Below are 16,817 nucleotides of genomic sequence, written 5' to 3' on the forward strand. Positions count from 1 at the left end.
GCGCCGACAAGTTGCGTGCGCCGCCCCGGCCGGCGGCCGTTCGGCACCCTGGGGAGTACCTAGGGCTGCCGGGCGGGGTGGCGCTTTCCTACCTGACACCGGCCCGCGGGTGGCACAACATCTAGCGACCCCTGGCGAACCCTGGCGAATATTCGCCCGGCATCAACCGGGGGGCTAGGGTCAAGTCAGCCGAGAACCTGGGGGCTTGACGTGACCGGAGAACCCAACACCCGCCTGTCGGACCTGTTCGGCCTGGCCGGCTGGTCCAAGGGCGAGCTCGCGAGAATGGTGAACAGGCAGGCGGCGGCCATGGGCCACCTTCAGCTCGCCACCGACACCTCGCGGGTGCGGCGCTGGATCGACATGGGGGAGTCCCCCCGCGATCCGGTGCCCGAGGTGCTCGCAGCTCTGTTCACCGAGCGGCTCGGCCGTGTCGTGACCATCGAGGACCTCGGGTTCGGCCGACGCGGGCGTGTGGGGAAGCGGCGAAAAGCCGGGACGGAAGACAATCCCGACGGTTTGCCGTGGGCGCCCGAACGGACGGCAGCGGTCCTCACCGAATTCACGGGAATGGACCTCATGCTCAATCGACGCGGCTTGGCGGGCGCGGGCGCAGCGCTCGCCGCTGGCTCAGCACTCACCGGCGCCATGTACGACTGGCTGCATTCCGAGCCCGCTCCGGCGGCCCGGGCCTCCCGGCTCAACGACCCCCTGTACGCCGACAACGCCGGCTTCGACCTCTACGAGGCGGCTCCCGTCGGATCCGACGAGATCGAGGCCCTCGAACGCTCGGTCGAGGTGTTCAGGGCCTGGGACGCCTCCAGAGGCGGTGGCCTCCAGCGCAAGGCCGTGGTGGGCCAGCTCAACGAGGTGGGCGGCATGCTCGCCTACCACCACCCCGAGCATCTGCAGCGCCGTCTCTGGGGCGTCGCCGCCAACCTCGCGGTCCTCGCCGGCTGGATGTCGCACGACGTCGGCCTCGAACCCACCGCTCAGAAGTACTTCGTGATCGCCGCTCACGCGGCGCGCGAGGGCGGCGACCGCCCCCGAGCGGGAGAGGCACTGTCCCGCGCGGCCCGTCAGATGGTCCACCTGGGCCGGCCGGACGACGCCCTGGACCTGATGAAGCTCGCCAAGTCGGGTTCCGGGGAGGAGACCCTGCCGCGTACCCGAGCCATGCTGCGCACCATCGAGGCCTGGGCGCAGGCGTCGATGGGACATGGGCAGGCCATGCGGCGCACACTCGGCGAGGCCGAGGAGCTCTTCGTCTCGGACAAGGGCGATGTCCCGCCGCCGAGCTGGATGCAGATGTTCGACGAGGCGGACATGCACGGGATGCAGGCCCTCGCTTTCCGTACGCTCGCCGAGCACGACCCGGGTGCGGCCTCCACAGCCCAGCGCCACGCCAAGCAGGCGCTCGATCTGCGGATGCACGGCCGCCAGCGGTCCAAGATCTTCGACTACATCTCGCTCGCCTCGGCGTGCTTCATCGCCGACGATCCCGAGCAGGCCGATCGCTACGCACGGCTCGCCCTGGTCTCGATGGGGGAGACGTCCTCGCAGCGGACCTGGGACCGGTTGCGCGCGATGTACCGGCTCACCGGCCAGTTCGCGGGATACGCCAAGATCGAGGACCTGCGTGCGGAGATCGAACGCGCCATGCCCCCGGGCGCGTCCAAGAAGGCGAAAGGCACCCAGATCTGACCTGGCCCGCCGTCGGCGGGCAGCACAGTACCCACCGCAAGTCCGTCAGGGACCCGGTCACGCCTCGACGCGGGCCACCAGCACGCAGGCGTCATCGAGCCGTTCGCCGGTTCCGAGTTCCTCGACGACGGTCCGTACACAGTCCTGTGCCGTGCGGGCCCGTGCGAACCCGGGTGCCAGTCCCAGAAGCATGTCCTGGCCGGTGTTCCGGTCGCTCGGGCCCCCCAGCCCACCGGTGTGCAGCACGAGTACATCGCCCGGCAGCAGGTCCACCTGGTCCTGCTCGTAGGTGACCCCGGACGTCGCTCCGAGCAGCACTCCGTCCGGCGCGGGCAGAGGCCGCCCCACTCCGTCGCGGAACAGCAGCGGCGCGGGGTGCCCTGCCTGTGCCCAGACGAGTGCGCCGGTCGCCGGATCGAAGCGGCAGCACACGGCGCTGCCCAGGGCCGGCTGCGCCGAGCATTCGATCAGCTGGTTCAGATGTCCCATGACCGGCCCGGGCTCCACACCTGCCACGGACATGCCGCGCAGCGCGCCCAGCAGTATCGCCATGGCGGAGGTGGCCGGGATCCCGTGGCCGGTGAGGTCCCCGACGGTGAGCAAGGTCTTGCCGTCCGGGAGTGCGAGCGCGTCGTACCAGTCGCCGCCGATGAGGTCGCTCGACCCCGAGGGAAGGTAACGCGTGGCGATGTCCAGGCGGCTCGCGCTCGGACCGGATGCCGGCAGCGAGCTGCTCCACCGTGGAAGAACGGCCTCCTGGAATTCGACCGCCATCCGGTGCTCCGCCTGGGCCGTCCGTTCCTGGTGCCGCACGGTGTCCCAGGTCCTGCCCACGACGTGCTGGCTGCGCCGCAGCCGGCTGACATCGCGCAGGACCGCCCACATGGAAGCGGTGCAGCCGTCCGCGTCGAGGACGGGTTCGCCCATCATGTGCAGGGTGCGCATGATGCCGTCGGGCAGCAGAATCCGGAATTCGCCGTCTATCGGCCTGCCGTCCACCAGGCAGTCGGTCACCATCGACGTCAGGAGGGGCTGGTCCTCCGGGAGGAGCACCGAGGGCAGCTCGTCCAGGGACAGCGCTCCTGCCCCCGGGTCCATGCCGAAGATCTGGTGGAGCTCGTCGGACCAGCTGACCTCGTCGGTGAGCAGATTCCACTCGGCGCTGCCCACCCGGCTGAGGAGCGAGCCCGTCGCCCGCCCGGGCGTCGACGGCTCGGCCGGCGCCGTGGAGTGTTCCGGTGCGGTGGAGTGCGCCGGCTCCGTGGGCGCGGGGTGGGAGATGCCGTCCCTCAGCTGCCCCAGGTGTTCGCCGAGGTCGTCGAGCTGATGTACGGCGAGTTCACAGAGCGCCCGCTGCCAGCGCAGCTGAGCATCGTCGTCGTCGATCACGGAGGTGTCGCGCCGCACGGCGTCCACGTCGCCACGCAGCAGCCGGGTCCGGTCGATCAGGGCGTCGACGGCCTCCCGCCCGGGCGGCTGTGGGGCGGGGCGGTCCGCAAACAGATGGGACGGCATCTGGATACTCCGATACAGGCGGTACAACCGGTTCGTGGGGTGGACCGAACACGACTGTCGCACAGGGGACGGGGCGTCGTAAGGGGTTTGGCAACACTCGATGCGTTCTTGCATCCGGCATATGCCGACGGCTGGCTGGGGCGCAGGTCCGCCGAACACCCTTGCCCGCGACGGGGAGTTGACGCAAGTCGCCGGGCGTGAGCGGCTGGGTGCGCGCCCGCGTGCGCGACCTCGCACGGCTCGCACGGGCCGCGATCAGGGCATATGCGGAGTCGCGTGGGCGCCTCGATCAGTGACCGGCGTCGACGGACCCATGAACGGTTGACCGGACGTTCGACCCCTCGGTCGTCTGTACATCAGCCATGCGTTCGAAACGGCGTGGGAATGGTGGAGCGGGCGTGCGTGTTGTGTGAACTGGAAACGAAAACGACACCCATTCCCAGCCTGGAGATGGGGTCGGATTCCCTGTCTGGAGGCCCCATGGCGCGCAGTGAGACCAGGCCCGTCGTCCTGCTCAGGTCCACGGCCGGAACCGGCCACACGTATGTGACGCGGAAGAGCCGGCGCAACGATCCCGATCGTCTGGAACTGCGGAAGTTCGACCCGGCCGCGGGGCGGCACGTCATCTTCCGTGAGACCCGCTGACGATCACCGCCGTGTCTGCCGCCGCCGGTGCCGGCACCCCCTACCTGCGCAGCCGTGGCGCGGATCACAGGAAGGGGGCCGGATTCACGGGAACGGCGGATGGTGGTTTATCGTTCATCTATACGTCGAGGTAAAGGGCCGAAGACCGCCGGACAGCGGTCCGCCTTCACCTCCGCACACAAGCCGCCCCGGCTGGATTCCCCCGATCCGGTCGGGGCTTCTCCTTGCCGCCGTTCCCGTAAGGCCCCGCTCACATGGTCCGCGTGAGATCCGCCGCGTAGTGCTCGATGGCGGGCCGGTACCGCTGCACCCGCGTGCTGTCGCTCGTCGTCGCCACCAGGCGCAGCAGGAGCTGCATGGCCTCGTGATGTTCACCGGTGTTGAACAGGGCCATGGACAGGAAGGTCCTCAGCGCCCCGTCGTCCGGGTACTCCGACACGCCGCTCCGCAGCGTCTCGACTGCCTGCCCGAACCTGCCCAGGACGCGATAGGTGCTGCCGAGCCCCAGCAGCGCTCCCCGGCGGTCCTCATCGGTGAGGCCGTCGCCCTGCAGGCTCCGCTCGTAGTACGGCACGGCCTCCGCCTCCAGGCCGAGCACATCGTGGACCCATGCGGTCTGATAAGCGACGTCCGCCGCGTCGGGGAACGAGGCGGTGAGGGAGAGGAGACGTTCCCTGGCCTGTTCGGGATGGCCCTGTTCCCGCAGCCGCACCGCTTCCGCCAGCAGTTCGTCCTTCTTCTGTTCGCTCATGCGCACATGGTCGCACCCGGGCCCTGGGTGTGGCCGCCATGGTTGGGGGCATCCGTTCCGCCATGACAGCAGAGGCGGACAGTGGTGTACGACGCAGAGCCCTGGGGCGATTACTGCTGCGTGTGGCGGCGCTGATCGCGACGTTCGTGGCGCTGGTCGCGTTCTCCGTGGTCCTGGCGAAGGTGACGCTCACACCGTCTCCCGCGTCGGAGGACCTCGTGGCGTCCAATCTGCGGCCGGGGCGGTCCCTGCGACAGTACGCGCAGGACTACACCTTCCTCGCCGCGTGCAAACAGGCGGGCGGGAATCTTCTGCTGGGCGCCCCGTTCGGCGTGCTGCTGCCGATTCTGGTGCCGCGCCGGCTCCGGATGCTCCGGATGACTCTGCTCACCGTTCTGGTCATGGCGCTCGTCGAGCTGGCGCAGGGCGCGCTCGTGGTGGGACGGGCCTTCGACATCGATGACGTCATCCTCAACACCGCGGGCGCACTGCTGGGTTACGCGTTCGTCGGGCGGCGCATCAGCCACCGTTACCACACTCTCTCGGCCGAGGAACCCCCGAAGGAGCGGGCCGCCGCGGCCAAGAAGCCCCGGCCCCGGAGGACGAAGCCGCGCGGTACGACCGGGGCAGGCTCCGCCGCACGCCGGAGCGCGTCCGCGCCGACGGCTCGCGGACGCGCTCTGCGTGACAGGTGGCGCAGTCGTCGGGAGGGCCCGGGCGGGGAAGCACCCGGAGCCCGCCGACGTGGAGCCTAGAGCGCCGGGTAGGCGTTCTTCAGGAGCTCCTGGAACTGGGCCGAGAACCACTTGCCGGAGACCGGGGCGTCGGGCAGCGCGCCGGACATGTTGTTGCCGTTGCGGACGTTACCCTCGTAGGTCGGGTCACACATCCGGTCGAATCCCTTGCCCTCGTTGTTCGGGATCTCCTCGCTGGAGCCGTCCGACTCCCCCGGGGGCTTCATCCAGACGTACGCGTCGATGCCGGCGGCGGGTGCCGCCTGGGGCCGTTCGCCGAGCCCGGCTCCGGCCTGGTTGCACCAGTTTCCCAGGTGTATGCGACGGTCGTAACGGCCGCCGTCCACGTAGGTGTCCACGCTGGTGGTCGCCCCCGGTCCGGTGGGCCGGTCACCGCCGCCCCAGCCGTTGCGCGAGGTGTCGATCAGCATGCCGACGTCGGAGTTGAAGCCGACCGAGACCAGTTCCTCACGGAACGCCTGGGCGTAGGACTGCTCGTCGGTGTACCAGTTCCAGTCGACCCACTTCGACTGGCGCACAGACGTGCCGTTGACGGAGTCGTCGATGGAGAAGTTGTCCTCCGTCGTCGCGCCGTAGTTGGCGGTGTTGGTGATGAAGCCGTGGACGTCGTCGACGGTCGCACCCTCGGTTGTCGCCGCCTCCTTGAAGAGGTCGGCGGTCGGGCCGAAGTTGTCGTCCCAGCCGATCCAGCCGTGGTGCCCCGCGTCGATGTAGTTGAAAACGTTCGGAGCGTCGCCGAGCTTGTCGAGTGCGTAGCCGACGCCCTTCTGGTAGTTGCCGTTGGCCTTCATCACGTCGCACTCCGGCGTGGCGGTGGGACGGCCGCCGGCGTTGGTGACGAGGTTCGGCAACGAGTCGATCTCGACAGTGGTGACGATGCGCAGATCCGCGTACTTCTCATCGGCGAGGATGGCCGCGATCGGGTCGATGTACTCGGTCTTGTAGCGGTCGATCTCGGTCGGACCGAGCTCCCCGTTGGAGGCGAGTGCCGAGCAGTCACGCCCCGGCAGGTCGTAGATGACGAGCTGGACGACGAGTTCGCCCGAGCCCTTCTGGGTCAGCGCCTCGTCCAGGTGGTCACGCAGGCCCATTCCGCCGTCGACGCCCTCGATGGCGGCGATACGGTCGAGCCACACACCTGTCGGCTCGTCGGCGACCTTGTCGCCGCCCGCTTCGGAGGCGGCATTGGCCGACCACTCCGGGTTCACATAGACGCTTGCGCCGTCGTAGGGGTTGTCGACCAGGGCGGCTGCGGCGGACGCGTGCGCCACCGTCGCGCCGGAGGCGCCGAAGGGGGCCGCCGCTGTGGCGGTTCCCGCGGCTGCGGCGACGAGTACTCCCGCCGCTATGAGCGCCATTCTGGATCGGCGCATGGTGGTGCGGCTCGTGCGGCTCATACGAATTCCGTTTCCTCAGCTGTAGAGGGCGCGCAGATGATCACGCAGCCCGATTCCGTACGGAGTGGGGATACCGTCGTAGTCGCTGATCAAGGACGGACCGTGGTGCGGTTCGGGGTGTACTCGCCCATCTCGCTCGCGGCGAGGGGGAGTGTGGCCCGACCGGTGCGAGCGGTGGTTCGACCGTCCTCGTTCGCACAGTTGGTGGAGCTGTGGGTGTGTCGTGTGTACCGCGGATCCGTGGGGGGTCAGGTCAAGCCGGTACTCCTCTTTCGGGGACACGGGGACGGGTTCGGGCGTCTTCGACGACGCCCGCCCGCACAGGGGCGCGCCCATGGCTCCGGATGCCCGCGGGCGTTCCGGTGGTGGGGCAGGAGAGATCCGCCGGACCGGTGGAGCCGGTCGGATCCATGGTGCAGGGCGCGCTGTCGAGCCTGGAGAAGCCGGCGCGGGGACCGGTTCCACCCCGTGCGCGGTGCTGTTCTCCACCGTGCGTACGAGGGCGGATCCGGAAGCCGTGACCGTGGCCGCGAGAGCGCCGCGGCCACGCCGGCACTGCTCCGGGGAGCAGCCTGAACAGGTGCGAGATGTGCGGGGGGTGACACATGAGCGACTCCTGACAGATCGGGCGTGCCCCCTACGGCACGTCGACTGGTGGAACCGCTCCCACTGGTGTGGCTTGACGTTAGAGCGTCAAGTGGTGTCGGTCAACATGCCAGTTCAGATCTCTTGGTCTCGAAACAATTCGACTCTTCAAGTCCCTTGACTCTCTTTTTCCTCGTCCTCATGCTGGGAGCGCTCCCACTGCTTCAAGGCTTGTGCTCAGCCCTGCAGACCCCCCATGTCGCCGAGCCGCGAGGAGGTACTGCGCATGCCATCGGGACGCGTACGAAGACCGTGGTCACCCGGAAGAGCGGGCAGAACCGGAGCCCGGAACCGACATTTGTGGAATACGCCGCCGGGTCCGGTGACGCCGAGGCGAAGGCCACGGCCGAAGGCCTGACCGACGGCATGTGGAGCAACTACCAGGACGAGGCACGGGTCGCGGTTCCCGAGACCCGTGCCAACCGTGTCGACGACCCGGTGTACGTCCCGAACGGCTGGACGGGGGCGATGCCCAACGGCGACACCGTGGACAACGACTCGACGTTCCTCTCCACCCGTTCGTTCTGCGAGGACGACCCGAACCGGCCCAAGGTGCAGGCCTGTCCGGACGGCGGGACCGCCCCGGTCTTCACCTACCACCGGTTCTGGGCACGGACCGGCGGCCGGTGCCCCGCGGGACCTCGCGCGAGCGGCCCGGGCGAGGCATGATCATGCGATGACATGGACAGCTCCCGAAGCCACCCGTACCGAAGGACCGCTGACCGGCGGTGAGCGCGAGACGCTGACCGCCTTCCTGGCGTTCTACCGCAGCACACTGCTGCAGAAGTGCGCCGGCCTGACCGGCAGCGGGCTCGCCGAGCAGACCGTCGAGCCGTCCAGCCTCACTCTGCTCGGCCTGATCCGGCACATGGCCAAGGTGGAGCGCATCTGGTTCCGTGAGGGGCTCGCGGGCCTCTCGTACCCCTCCATGTACGACGCGGAGAAAGGAAAGAACGCGGACTTCGACGACCTCTCGCCGGACCGCGCACCCGATGACTACGCCCGTCTCGTCGAGGAGATCCGCCTCGCCGACGAGACGGCGGCGGGCGTGCCGCTCGACACCACCTTCACCCTGCGCGGCACCGCATATTCGCTGCGCATGGTGTACGTCCACATGATCGCCGAATACGCCCGCCACGTCGGCCACGCCGATCTGCTGAGGGAGCGGCTGGACGGCGTCACCGGCGCCTGAGATCGGCCAACAAGGCGCGTCCGTACAGGATATGGCGTAGTTCCGCCGCCCCGGCGGACTGAAATCCCGGGACCCGGTCACACGGAAGGCATGACGTCCACCGGCGTAAGGACTGACAGCACCGAAGAACCCGGCCACAGCGGCGCACAGCCCCGCCGCGCCCGCGCTCGGGGATGCCTGCCGTTCGCGGGCGTGTGCGCCGCGGCGCTGGTCCTGCTGTTCCTGGGCTCCCGGCTCAGCCTGCTGCCGGGGCTGGGCGGACTCTTCGGCGAGGAGACCACCGACCGCTCGGGTCCCGCCGTGCTCAAGTCCATCCAGGACATGAGCGCGTACGAGGCGGCCTCCGGCAACTTCCAGGTCGTCGTCGACCTGGAGAAGGACACCAAATTCCTGCCCGACGCCGTCCGGGGGACCAGGACGCTGTACGTCGGCGCGGGCACCGTCAGAGCCTCCGTCGACCTCGGAAAGGTCGGGGCCGAGGGGGTGAAGGTCGACGAGGACCGTACGGAGGCCGAACTCGTCCTGCCGCACGCGGTGCTCGGCAAGCCCGCCCTGGACCCGGACCGCTCCTACGCCGTGTCCAAGCAGCGTGGCCTCCTGGACCGGCTCGGCGACTTCTTCTCGGACAACCCAGGCAGCGAACAGGCCGTCAACAAGCTGGCGGTGCAGCACATCGGCGATGCCGCCGAGGAGAGCGGTCTGACGAAGCGTGCCGAGAAGAACACCACGTCAATGCTCCAAGGTCTGCTCGGATCGCTCGGATTCGAGAAGGTCACCGTCCGCTACACCGATCCGCCTGGCTGACCCGGCGGGCGCGCGCAGGGGACCCGGCGGGCCTGCGTCTCACCGGTTCGAGGGCGAGTTCACCGTGACGGGCCGCCCGATGCCCGCGGTCCAGGCACTGGGCGAGGCCGTCCTGCGAGGGCTCGCCGAAGTCGGTCTCCTGCCGGACGGAACAGTCCACTGACGAAACGTCGCCCGGCCGGGTTCTCCCGGCCGGGCGACGAACGGCATGGCGCAACCGCGCTGCGGAGTCGGTCGGTTACCTTACGTGAGATTGCCGAGCACTCACCGGTATCCGAGGGGACTTCCGAATGAACCGTATCCGCACCACACTTGCCGCGATCGGCATCGCCGCCGGCCTGGTCACCGCACCCACCGCGAGCGCCGCGTCCCAGGAGGACAGCCGCACGACGGCGGCCGTCCGCCACGATCCCTGCACGGGTGAATACCTCGGGGACGCGCGGCTCGGCCCCCAGTGGCTGCCCTCCACGAAGCAGGCCCCCGTCGGCCCGCTGCTCAAGGGGTACCAGCGCACGGGCAGCCTGTCTCCCTCTGCCTTCCTGCACAAGTACTGGGAGGGGCCGGCCGGCACGGGCAGCTGGAAGTACCCGCCCAACGACGGCTTCGCCGAGGTCAACGGTGAGATCGACAAGGAGCCGGCGAAGCTGCGCACCGGCCAGCGCCTGGACCGCTTCGGGTCGGAGTACGGCGGCTACCTCGCCCCGGCCGGCGATGCCTACAAGGAGCGGGCCCTGCCGCCGCAGAACCTCAACACCCGTGAGACCGACGTGCCTTGTGACTACCACGTCTACAAGGTCACCAAGCCGTTCTGGGTCTGGCAGGGCGGCATCGCACCCTGGTTCGAGCAGCCCGGCGGAGGCCAGCAGATCAAGCTCGACGCGGTCTTCCTCGACCCGGGCGCGGGGCAGCGGCTCAATGTGAAGTGGCTGCTGGACCACGCCTATCTCACCGCCGTGGGCGCGTAGCACCGCCATGGACCGCCGGGAGCTGCGCGCCGCGCTGCGCGCGGCCGGCGTGGCCGACGGCTACTACCGCATCGCGGGCGTCCACGAACCGGTCCCCACACCCCCCGACTTCCTGTTCCTGAGGGAAGCGCCCGACGGGATGTGGGAGACCGGGGCCTACGAACGCGGTGCGTACGAGGTGATCGCCAGGCACCCTGACGAGTCGGCGGCCTGCGGGCATCTCCTGCACCTGCTCGTCTGAGAGGCATGGCGGGTCTCGGGCCGCAGCGGGTTTGCCGTAACGGCAAGTTCGCTTGGCCGGTGGTGGCGGGGCGCCGAATGATGGCCAGGTGCCGACAGGCCGGAGAGACCGAGGAGAGACATGCCACAGCCCACCCCTGAACCCTCCACCACCGTCCCCGGGGCGGTCCACCGGCTCGTGGACGTCCCCGGCGGCCGGATCCACCTGCTGGAACAGGGCACAGGCCCCCTCGTCCTGATGATCCACGGCTTCCCCGAGACCTCGTACTCCTGGCGCCACCAGCTCTCCGCCGTCGCCGCGGCGGGCTTCCGCGCGGTCGCCGTCGACGTACGCGGCTACGGGCGCTCCTCGGCCCCAGCCGCTGTGGACGCCTACCGGATGACGGCCCATGTGGCCGACAACGTCGGTGTCGTGCACGCCCTGGGGGAGGAGAGCGCGACGGTCATCGGCCACGACTGGGGCTCGCCCATCGCGGCGAACAGCGCCCTGCTGCGGCCCGACATGTTCACGGCCGTGGCCATGCTCAGCGTCCCCTACGCCCCCTGGAACGCGGTCCGGCCGACCGACGGCTTCGCCCGAATCGGCGGGAGCGACGAGTTCTACGTCAGCTACTTCCAGCAGCCGGGGCGCGCCGAGGCGGAAATCGAACCCGATGTGCGCGGGTGGCTGGCGGGCTTCTACACCTCGCTCTCCGGCGACACCATGCCGCCTCCGGGCGCGGACAGTCCCTTCTTCGTGCCCGAGGGAGCCGCCATGCGCGACCGCTTCACCGGCGGCGCCCTGCCGTCCTGGCTCACCGAGCGGGAACTGGGCGTCTACAGCGCCGAGTTCGAGAGGACCGGTCTGACCGGCGCGCTCAACCGCTACCGGAACGTCGACCGTGACTGGGAGGACTTGGCCGTCTGGGAGGGCGCCCGTCTCACCTGCCCCGCCCTCTTCGTCGGAGGCGCCCTCGACTCCTCCACCACCTGGATGGCGGACGCCATCGCCGACTACCCCACGACGCTTCCCGGCCTGGTCTCCTCGCACATCCTGGACGGATGCGGACACTGGATCCAGCAGGAACGCACCGACGAGGTCAATGCCCTGTTGACGACGTGGCTGCGCACCGTGCACCCGTGACAGCCGCGTGTCGAAGTCGGGGCCCCGTCCGCGGACCGGCCATGGTGGGTGTATGAACAGTGCAGGTATTCTCGCCGATGCGTTCGAACGCATCCATGAAGCGGTGCACGCCGCAGTCGAGGGTCTTCCGTCCGAGGACCTCAACGCCAGGATCGACGAAGACGCGAACTCCGTCGCCTGGCTCGTGTGGCACCTCACGCGCGTCCAGGACGACCATGTCGCCGACGCGGCGGGCATCGAGCAGGTCTGGTTCGCGAAGGGCTGGGCGTCCCGCTTCGAGCTGCCCCTGGAGGAGGGCTCGACCGGTTACGGCCACAGCAGCGCGCAGGTGGGTTCCGTGACGGTGGAGTCGGGTGACCTCCTCCTCGGCTACTTCGACGCCGTGAACGAGCAGACCCTCGGCTTCGTCCGGGGCCTCGACGGCCGGGCCCTGGACCGCGTCGTGGACGACGCCTGGTCGCCGCCGGTGACGCTCGGTGTGCGACTGATCAGCGTCATCGCCGACGACCTGCAGCACGCGGGTCAGGCGGCGTTCGTCCGCGGGGCGCTCGAGCGTCGTCGGTGATCCGCGGATCCGGTGCGTGCGTAGCGCCCCGGACTCGTACCGACGACGCGTTTGAAGTGCCGCGAGAAATGTGACTGGTCGTAGAAGCCGGCCGAGGCCGCGACCTCCGGCGCGCGCATCCCGCCGAGCAGCAGCCCGCGGGCGAGATCCACGCGACGCCCTGTCAGGTACTGGTGCGGGGCCAGGCCGAACTCCCGGCTGAAGGCCCGTACCAGGTGGGCGTGATGGGTGTGCAGACGGTCCGCCGCCTCGCGGAGCGTCAGCCCTTCCACGAAGTGTTCGTCCAGCAGATCCCTCAACGCGTACGCGACCGGGCGGTCGGGCACCTGAGGGGCGGCGGAGACCTCGTCGTGAAGGTGCACGGCGAGGCGTTCGGAGACGAGTGCGAGGCGGCTCTGCGCCTCCAGCTCGTCCCCGGGACGTTCGAGCGTCCGGTGGAGCTGGTCGACACGCAGCCGCAGCCGCGGATCCCGCAGCACCGGCCGGTCGACCGCACGCCCGACGAGATCCGCGTCGATCTGCGCGGTGTTCAGATAGAGGACACGCTTGCGGAACCCTCCGGGGGTCGCGGCGTCGCCGTTGTGCGGGACGTGCGGCGGCAGCAGCGTCACCACGGAACTGGGCGCCCCGTGCTCATGGCGGTCCAGGTCGTAGCGGACCATCCCCTCGTCCACCAGGAGAAGCGTCCACGCGTCGTGCGTGTGCATGGGATACACGTGGTCGGCGAAGCGCGCGTGGAAGACCTCGTCGATCCCTTCGACCCGCGGACGCCACGCGGTGATTTCCGGACATGCACCCATGAGTGAAGCGTACAAGAGCGCGCGGGGGCCGAAACAGCGTGCAAACTTCGTACAAGACGGCCGCACACCGTGCTCGGCAGACTCCTGTCATGACCGACGACAACGCACCCGTACGCTTCGACACCAAGATCGCTGTGCTGCTCCGCGACGACCTCGAGACCTGGCAGCGTCTCAACGTCACCGCCTTCCTGGTCAGCGGCCTCGGCACACAGGTGCCCGAGGTGATCGGCGAACCGTACGCCGACGCCGACGACACCCCGTACCTGCCCATGTTCCGGCAGCCCGTCCTCGTGTTCGCAGGGCCGAAGGAGCTGCTGACGGCCGCGCACACCAAGGCGGTCAACCGGGGCGCGACGATGGCCGTGTTCACCTCGGACCTCTTCGCGACCGGTCATGACAAGGCCAACAGGGCAGCTGTCCGAGCCGTGCGCAGGGACGGGATGGACCTGGTCGGTCTGGCCGTGTACGGGCCGCGCAACGCGGTCGACAAGATCCTCAAGGGCGCGTCCATGCACCCCTGAGCCCCGCCCCGGTGTCACGGCGCGGATACCCACGGACACACCCGTGCGTGTGATGGTTCGCGGTGCCATACTCGATAACAAGTCCGCTTGACCGGCTTGTCATTGTCCGAAAGGCGACGCGTCATGAACTGGGCATCGTGGACCACCCTCGGTGTCTTCGCGGGAACCGGCGGAGTGCGCACCGAAGAGGCAGGTGTCGTGAGCGGTGATCTCACCGTGCACACGACTTGGACCGAGAAGCAGGCCGAGGTGGCCGTTCAGTACAGCGGCGCCTCGGACTGGTTCACATTGGCCGGCAGTCCGGTGCCGTGCCCGTCGGAGGGAGAGAGCAGAGCCCTTCATCAGAGCGTCGTCGAGGCGGTACGCGCCGGCGGCGGAGCCACGGTTCCGGCTCCGTACTCCGTGGCGTGACCGACGGGGCGGCGTCGCCGCCCTTCAGGCTGCCGCGAAGCGCGCCACGTACCGGCGCTGCCACGGCGTCTCGACGGCCTTGGGGTGATAGTTCCGACGGACGTGGGCGACCGCTTGCTCCGCCGGGACACCGTCCAGCACGGCCAGGCACGCCAGGGCCGTCCCGGTCCGCCCCCGCCCGCCTCCGCACGCGACCTCGGCGCGCTCGTACGGAGCCCGCTCCCACACCTGCTCCAGCACGGAGCGCGCCGCGTCCTTGTCGGAGGGCAGACGGAAGTCGGGCCAGCGCAGCCACCACGACTCCCAGGCCACCGGGGGCGGCGGGCCGCCCAGCAGATGGACGGTGAGGGTCGGCTCCGGCCCCGCCGGGAGCGGACGCCGCAGACCCCGGCCACGGACCAGTCGCCCCGACGGCAGCCGCAGTACGCCCTCGCCCGCCGGGTCCCAGGTCTCCGTCATGCACGGTCCTTCCGCTCCCGGTCCTTCCGGAGGAGCTGGCCGTCCTGCGACAGCAGGACGGCCAGCTCCTCCGCCGCGTCCGGCGCGTCGTACCCCACGGCTGACAGCACCAGCGAATCGCCGTGCTGAGCCGCCAGGGCGAGCACCGAGAGCATGCTACTGGCGTCGACCGGGTCGCCGCCCTCACGCGCGACGGTGACCGCGACCGGCTGGCGGGCGGCCGCCTGGACGGAGAGCGAGGCGGGGCGGGCGCGCAGGCCACTGCGGGAGCCGACGGAGACGGTGCGCCGGTACACGGATCAACTCCTGGTGAAGGGAACTGCGGTTCGGCGGGGGAGGGGGATCAGGCGGCCACGGCGACATCGGACCCGTCGCCGGCCGGGGCCACGGCGTCCGGCTTCCGCCGCAGCCCCTTGAGGGCGACGACGAGAGCGGTGGAGACCGCTGTACCGGCGGCGATCGCCAGCAGGTAGAGGAACGGCTCGCCGATGAGCGGGATGACGAACACGCCCCCGTGCGGGGCGCGCAGCGTACAGCCGAACGCCATGGACAGCGCGCCCGTCACCGCTCCGCCGGCCATCACGGACGGGATCACCCGCAGGGGATCCGCCGCGGCGAACGGGATGGCGCCCTCGGTGATGAACGAGGCTCCCAGCACCCAGGCCGCCCTGCCGTTCTCCCGCTCGGTCCCGGTGAACAGCCCCCGGCGCACGGTCGTGGCCAGGGCCATCGCCAGCGGAGGCACCATGCCGGCCGCCATCACCGCGGCCATGACCTTGAGACTGCCGGGCGTCGGGTCGGCCAGGCCGCCGACCGCGAAGGCGTACGCCACCTTGTTCAGCGGGCCACCCATGTCGAAGCACATCATCAGACCGAGGACGACACCGAGGATGACCGCGTTGGAGCCCGAAAGCCCGTTCAGCCAGTCGGTGAGGGCGTTCTGGAGGGAAGCGATCGGCTTGCCGACCACGATGAACATCAGGAAGCCGACGACGATCGACGCGAGCAGAGGGATCACCAGTACAGGCATGATGCCGCGCAGCGTGGGATGCACCTTCACGCGCTGGATCGCCATCACCGTCGCACCGGCCAGCAGCCCCGCGACCAGGCCACCGAGGAAGCCCGCGTCGATGGTGAGCGCGATGGCGCCGCCGACGAACCCGGGGACGAGCGCCGGACGGTCCGCCATCCCGTAGGCGATGTACCCCGCCAGCACCGGGACGAGGAAGCCGAAAGCGGCGCTGCCGATCTGGTTGAGCAGCGCGGCCCAGCTGTCGGCCTCGCCCCAGACGAAGTGGTCGGCGACCGACTTCGCGCTCGCGATCTCGTAGCCGCCGATGGCGAACGAGAGGGCGATGAGCAGTCCTCCGGCCGCGACGAACGGCACCATGTAGCTGACGCCGGACATCAGATAGGTCCGCAGCCGGACACCGAAGTGCCCTGAGGCCCCCGCGGAACCGCCCGCACCGGGTTCCTCGCGGTTCTCGTGGATCGCGCTGATCTCTCCCCGCTCGGCCTTCTTCCGGGCCTCCGCGATGAGCTCGGCAGGCCTGTTGATCCCGGCCTTCACCCCGGTGTCGACCACCGGCTTGCCGCCGAACCGCGCCTTCTCCCGCACGTCGACGTCGTGCGCCCAGATGACGGCGTCCGCGGCGGCGATCACGGCCGGGTCCAGCCGCTCGAAGCCCGCCGATCCCTGGGTCTCGACATGCAGCTCGACACCCTGGGCGCGCGCGGCGGCCTCCAAGGACTCCGCGGCCATGTAGGTGTGCGCGATTCCGGTGGGGCAGGACGTCACGGCGACGATACGGAACGGCTCGGCCGCCTCCGTCTCCTCCGTCTCCTCCGTCTCGTCCTCCGCTTCCGGTGCAGCTGCGGGAGTCTCCTCGCCGCGGATCAGGGCCGCCGCGGCGGCGGGATCGCCCTCCGCCCGCAGCGCGCCGGTGAAGGCGGGTTCCATGAGCCGGCGTGCCAGGCCCGACAGGATGGTGAGGTGATCGTCGTCGGCGCCCGCCGGCGCGGCTATCAGGAAGACGAGATCCGCGGGTCCGTCAGCGGCACCGAAGTCGATGCCGCTCGCGCTGCGTCCGAAAGCCAGCGTGGGTTCGGTGACGTGCTCGCTCCGGCAGTGCGGAATGCCGATGCCGCCGTCGAGCCCGGTCGGCATCTGTGCCTCACGGGCCGCCACATCGGCGAGGAATCCGTCGAGGTCGGTGACGCGGCCGGCCGCGACCATCCGTTCGGCCAGTGACCGGGCGGCGGCGTTCTTCGTCTCGGCGGACAGATCGAGATCGACCAGGTCCGCGGTGATCAGCTCACTCATCG

19 protein-coding genes are annotated in these 16,817 nt (G+C 69.9%); 12 read left to right on the forward strand and 7 right to left on the reverse strand.

Features of this window, described 5'->3' with window-relative positions; all coding sequences use genetic code 11:
• Positions 1-210 precede the first annotated feature (210 nt).
• Positions 211-1,704: a hypothetical protein gene (locus AB0C75_RS22525; RefSeq protein ID WP_362893474.1), complete on the forward strand. Its 1,494-nt coding sequence runs from the start codon at positions 211-213 to the stop codon at positions 1,702-1,704.
• Between the two features lie 57 nt (positions 1,705-1,761).
• On the opposite strand, the gene AB0C75_RS22530 is transcribed toward AB0C75_RS22525, so the two are convergent.
• The gene (locus AB0C75_RS22530) at positions 1,762-3,219 is read right to left on the reverse strand and encodes a SpoIIE family protein phosphatase (protein ID WP_362893475.1); all 1,458 of its coding nucleotides are present in this window, start codon (positions 3,217-3,219) and stop codon (positions 1,762-1,764) included.
• A gap of 480 nt (positions 3,220-3,699) precedes the next feature.
• On the opposite strand from AB0C75_RS22530, the gene rpmG reads away from it, so the two are divergent.
• Positions 3,700-3,864, forward strand: a complete 165-nt coding sequence (rpmG, locus tag AB0C75_RS22535) for a 50S ribosomal protein L33 (RefSeq protein WP_362893476.1) — start codon at positions 3,700-3,702, stop codon at positions 3,862-3,864.
• A 250-nt stretch (positions 3,865-4,114) separates the two neighbouring features.
• Here rpmG and AB0C75_RS22540 read toward each other — a convergent pair whose 3' ends face one another.
• On the reverse strand, positions 4,115-4,615 hold the full coding sequence (locus AB0C75_RS22540) for a tetratricopeptide repeat protein (protein WP_362893477.1): 501 nt from the start codon (positions 4,613-4,615) through the stop codon (positions 4,115-4,117).
• A gap of 62 nt (positions 4,616-4,677) precedes the next feature.
• On the opposite strand from AB0C75_RS22540, the gene AB0C75_RS22545 reads away from it, so the two are divergent.
• Positions 4,678-5,370, forward strand: a complete 693-nt coding sequence (locus AB0C75_RS22545) for a VanZ family protein (RefSeq protein WP_362893478.1) — start codon at positions 4,678-4,680, stop codon at positions 5,368-5,370.
• On the opposite strand, the gene AB0C75_RS22550 is transcribed toward AB0C75_RS22545, so the two are convergent.
• Complete coding sequence (locus AB0C75_RS22550) at positions 5,367-6,767, reverse strand: glycoside hydrolase family 6 protein (protein WP_362893479.1); 1,401 nt, start codon at positions 6,765-6,767, stop codon at positions 5,367-5,369. The two genes, AB0C75_RS22545 and AB0C75_RS22550, sit on opposite strands and share 4 nt — an antisense overlap.
• Positions 6,768-7,553: 786 nt before the next feature.
• Between AB0C75_RS22550 and AB0C75_RS22555 the strand changes: the two genes are divergently transcribed.
• From AB0C75_RS22555 to AB0C75_RS22585, 7 genes are all read left to right on the forward strand, one after another.
• Positions 7,554-8,081 carry a glycoside hydrolase family 48 protein gene (locus AB0C75_RS22555; protein WP_362893480.1) on the forward strand — a complete coding sequence of 176 codons (528 nt, stop codon included), beginning with the start codon at positions 7,554-7,556 and terminating at the stop codon, positions 8,079-8,081.
• A 7-nt stretch (positions 8,082-8,088) separates the two neighbouring features.
• Positions 8,089-8,604 carry a DinB family protein gene (locus AB0C75_RS22560; RefSeq protein ID WP_362893481.1) on the forward strand — a complete coding sequence of 172 codons (516 nt, stop codon included), beginning with the start codon at positions 8,089-8,091 and terminating at the stop codon, positions 8,602-8,604.
• Between the two features lie 90 nt (positions 8,605-8,694).
• Positions 8,695-9,408, forward strand: a complete 714-nt coding sequence (locus tag AB0C75_RS22565) for a DUF4230 domain-containing protein (protein ID WP_362893482.1) — start codon at positions 8,695-8,697, stop codon at positions 9,406-9,408.
• A 290-nt stretch (positions 9,409-9,698) separates the two neighbouring features.
• The gene (locus AB0C75_RS22570) at positions 9,699-10,373 is read left to right on the forward strand and encodes a TNT domain-containing protein (protein ID WP_362893483.1); all 675 of its coding nucleotides are present in this window, start codon (positions 9,699-9,701) and stop codon (positions 10,371-10,373) included.
• A gap of 7 nt (positions 10,374-10,380) precedes the next feature.
• The gene (locus AB0C75_RS22575) at positions 10,381-10,614 is read left to right on the forward strand and encodes a hypothetical protein (protein WP_362893484.1); all 234 of its coding nucleotides are present in this window, start codon (positions 10,381-10,383) and stop codon (positions 10,612-10,614) included.
• 120 nt (positions 10,615-10,734) lie between these two features.
• Positions 10,735-11,736, forward strand: coding sequence for an alpha/beta hydrolase (locus AB0C75_RS22580; RefSeq protein ID WP_362893485.1), 1,002 nt, complete (start codon positions 10,735-10,737; stop codon positions 11,734-11,736).
• A gap of 52 nt (positions 11,737-11,788) precedes the next feature.
• Positions 11,789-12,301, forward strand: coding sequence for a DUF664 domain-containing protein (locus tag AB0C75_RS22585; RefSeq protein WP_362893486.1), 513 nt, complete (start codon positions 11,789-11,791; stop codon positions 12,299-12,301).
• On the opposite strand, the gene AB0C75_RS22590 is transcribed toward AB0C75_RS22585, so the two are convergent.
• Positions 12,259-13,101: an AraC family transcriptional regulator gene (locus tag AB0C75_RS22590; protein ID WP_362893487.1), complete on the reverse strand. Its 843-nt coding sequence runs from the start codon at positions 13,099-13,101 to the stop codon at positions 12,259-12,261. The two genes, AB0C75_RS22585 and AB0C75_RS22590, sit on opposite strands and share 43 nt — an antisense overlap.
• 89 nt (positions 13,102-13,190) lie before the next feature.
• On the opposite strand from AB0C75_RS22590, the gene AB0C75_RS22595 reads away from it, so the two are divergent.
• Together AB0C75_RS22595 and AB0C75_RS22600 are read left to right on the forward strand one after the other, a co-directional pair.
• Positions 13,191-13,622 (forward strand): DUF2000 domain-containing protein, encoded by a 432-nt coding sequence (locus tag AB0C75_RS22595; RefSeq protein WP_362893488.1) that lies wholly within the window; start codon positions 13,191-13,193, stop codon positions 13,620-13,622.
• A 123-nt stretch (positions 13,623-13,745) separates the two neighbouring features.
• Positions 13,746-14,033: a hypothetical protein gene (locus AB0C75_RS22600; RefSeq protein WP_362893489.1), complete on the forward strand. Its 288-nt coding sequence runs from the start codon at positions 13,746-13,748 to the stop codon at positions 14,031-14,033.
• A gap of 24 nt (positions 14,034-14,057) precedes the next feature.
• On the opposite strand, the gene AB0C75_RS22605 is transcribed toward AB0C75_RS22600, so the two are convergent.
• Genes AB0C75_RS22605 through AB0C75_RS22615 form a run of 3 tightly spaced genes read right to left on the reverse strand, consistent with a single transcriptional unit; the run spans position 14,058 to position 16,815 of the window.
• Positions 14,058-14,492 carry a protein-tyrosine phosphatase family protein gene (locus AB0C75_RS22605; RefSeq protein ID WP_362893490.1) on the reverse strand — a complete coding sequence of 145 codons (435 nt, stop codon included), beginning with the start codon at positions 14,490-14,492 and terminating at the stop codon, positions 14,058-14,060.
• Complete coding sequence (locus AB0C75_RS22610; protein WP_362893491.1) at positions 14,489-14,788, reverse strand: HPr family phosphocarrier protein; 300 nt, start codon at positions 14,786-14,788, stop codon at positions 14,489-14,491. The genes AB0C75_RS22605 and AB0C75_RS22610 overlap by 4 nt, the downstream gene beginning before the upstream one ends.
• Before the next feature lie 47 nt (positions 14,789-14,835).
• Positions 14,836-16,815 carry a fructose-specific PTS transporter subunit EIIC gene (locus tag AB0C75_RS22615; RefSeq protein ID WP_362893492.1) on the reverse strand — a complete coding sequence of 660 codons (1,980 nt, stop codon included), beginning with the start codon at positions 16,813-16,815 and terminating at the stop codon, positions 14,836-14,838.
• Between the last annotated feature and the right edge of the window lie 2 nt (positions 16,816-16,817).

Origin of the sequence: Streptomyces sp. NPDC048565, from assembly GCF_040650935.1 — a bacterium.
In the GTDB taxonomy this organism is placed as follows: Bacteria; Actinomycetota; Actinomycetes; order Streptomycetales; family Streptomycetaceae; genus Streptomyces.

Coding starts and splice junctions, on each gene's coding strand:
- AB0C75_RS22540 (WP_362893477.1), bottom strand. CDS start 4,615: ATGAGCGAACAGAAGAAGGACGAACTGCTGGCGGAAGCGGTGCGGCTG.
- AB0C75_RS22580 (WP_362893485.1), top strand. CDS start 10,735: ATGCCACAGCCCACCCCTGAACCCTCCACCACCGTCCCCGGGGCGGTC.
- AB0C75_RS22600 (WP_362893489.1), top strand. CDS start 13,746: ATGAACTGGGCATCGTGGACCACCCTCGGTGTCTTCGCGGGAACCGGC.
- AB0C75_RS22570 (WP_362893483.1), top strand. CDS start 9,699: ATGAACCGTATCCGCACCACACTTGCCGCGATCGGCATCGCCGCCGGC.
- AB0C75_RS22605 (WP_362893490.1), bottom strand. CDS start 14,492: ATGACGGAGACCTGGGACCCGGCGGGCGAGGGCGTACTGCGGCTGCCG.
- AB0C75_RS22590 (WP_362893487.1), bottom strand. CDS start 13,101: ATGGGTGCATGTCCGGAAATCACCGCGTGGCGTCCGCGGGTCGAAGGG.
- AB0C75_RS22575 (WP_362893484.1), top strand. CDS start 10,381: ATGGACCGCCGGGAGCTGCGCGCCGCGCTGCGCGCGGCCGGCGTGGCC.
- AB0C75_RS22550 (WP_362893479.1), bottom strand. CDS start 6,767: ATGAGCCGCACGAGCCGCACCACCATGCGCCGATCCAGAATGGCGCTC.
- AB0C75_RS22595 (WP_362893488.1), top strand. CDS start 13,191: ATGACCGACGACAACGCACCCGTACGCTTCGACACCAAGATCGCTGTG.
- AB0C75_RS22585 (WP_362893486.1), top strand. CDS start 11,789: ATGAACAGTGCAGGTATTCTCGCCGATGCGTTCGAACGCATCCATGAA.
- AB0C75_RS22530 (WP_362893475.1), bottom strand. CDS start 3,219: ATGCCGTCCCATCTGTTTGCGGACCGCCCCGCCCCACAGCCGCCCGGG.
- AB0C75_RS22545 (WP_362893478.1), top strand. CDS start 4,678: ATGACAGCAGAGGCGGACAGTGGTGTACGACGCAGAGCCCTGGGGCGA.
- AB0C75_RS22565 (WP_362893482.1), top strand. CDS start 8,695: ATGACGTCCACCGGCGTAAGGACTGACAGCACCGAAGAACCCGGCCAC.
- rpmG (WP_362893476.1), top strand. CDS start 3,700: ATGGCGCGCAGTGAGACCAGGCCCGTCGTCCTGCTCAGGTCCACGGCC.
- AB0C75_RS22555 (WP_362893480.1), top strand. CDS start 7,554: ATGCTGGGAGCGCTCCCACTGCTTCAAGGCTTGTGCTCAGCCCTGCAG.
- AB0C75_RS22560 (WP_362893481.1), top strand. CDS start 8,089: ATGACATGGACAGCTCCCGAAGCCACCCGTACCGAAGGACCGCTGACC.
- AB0C75_RS22615 (WP_362893492.1), bottom strand. CDS start 16,815: ATGAGTGAGCTGATCACCGCGGACCTGGTCGATCTCGATCTGTCCGCC.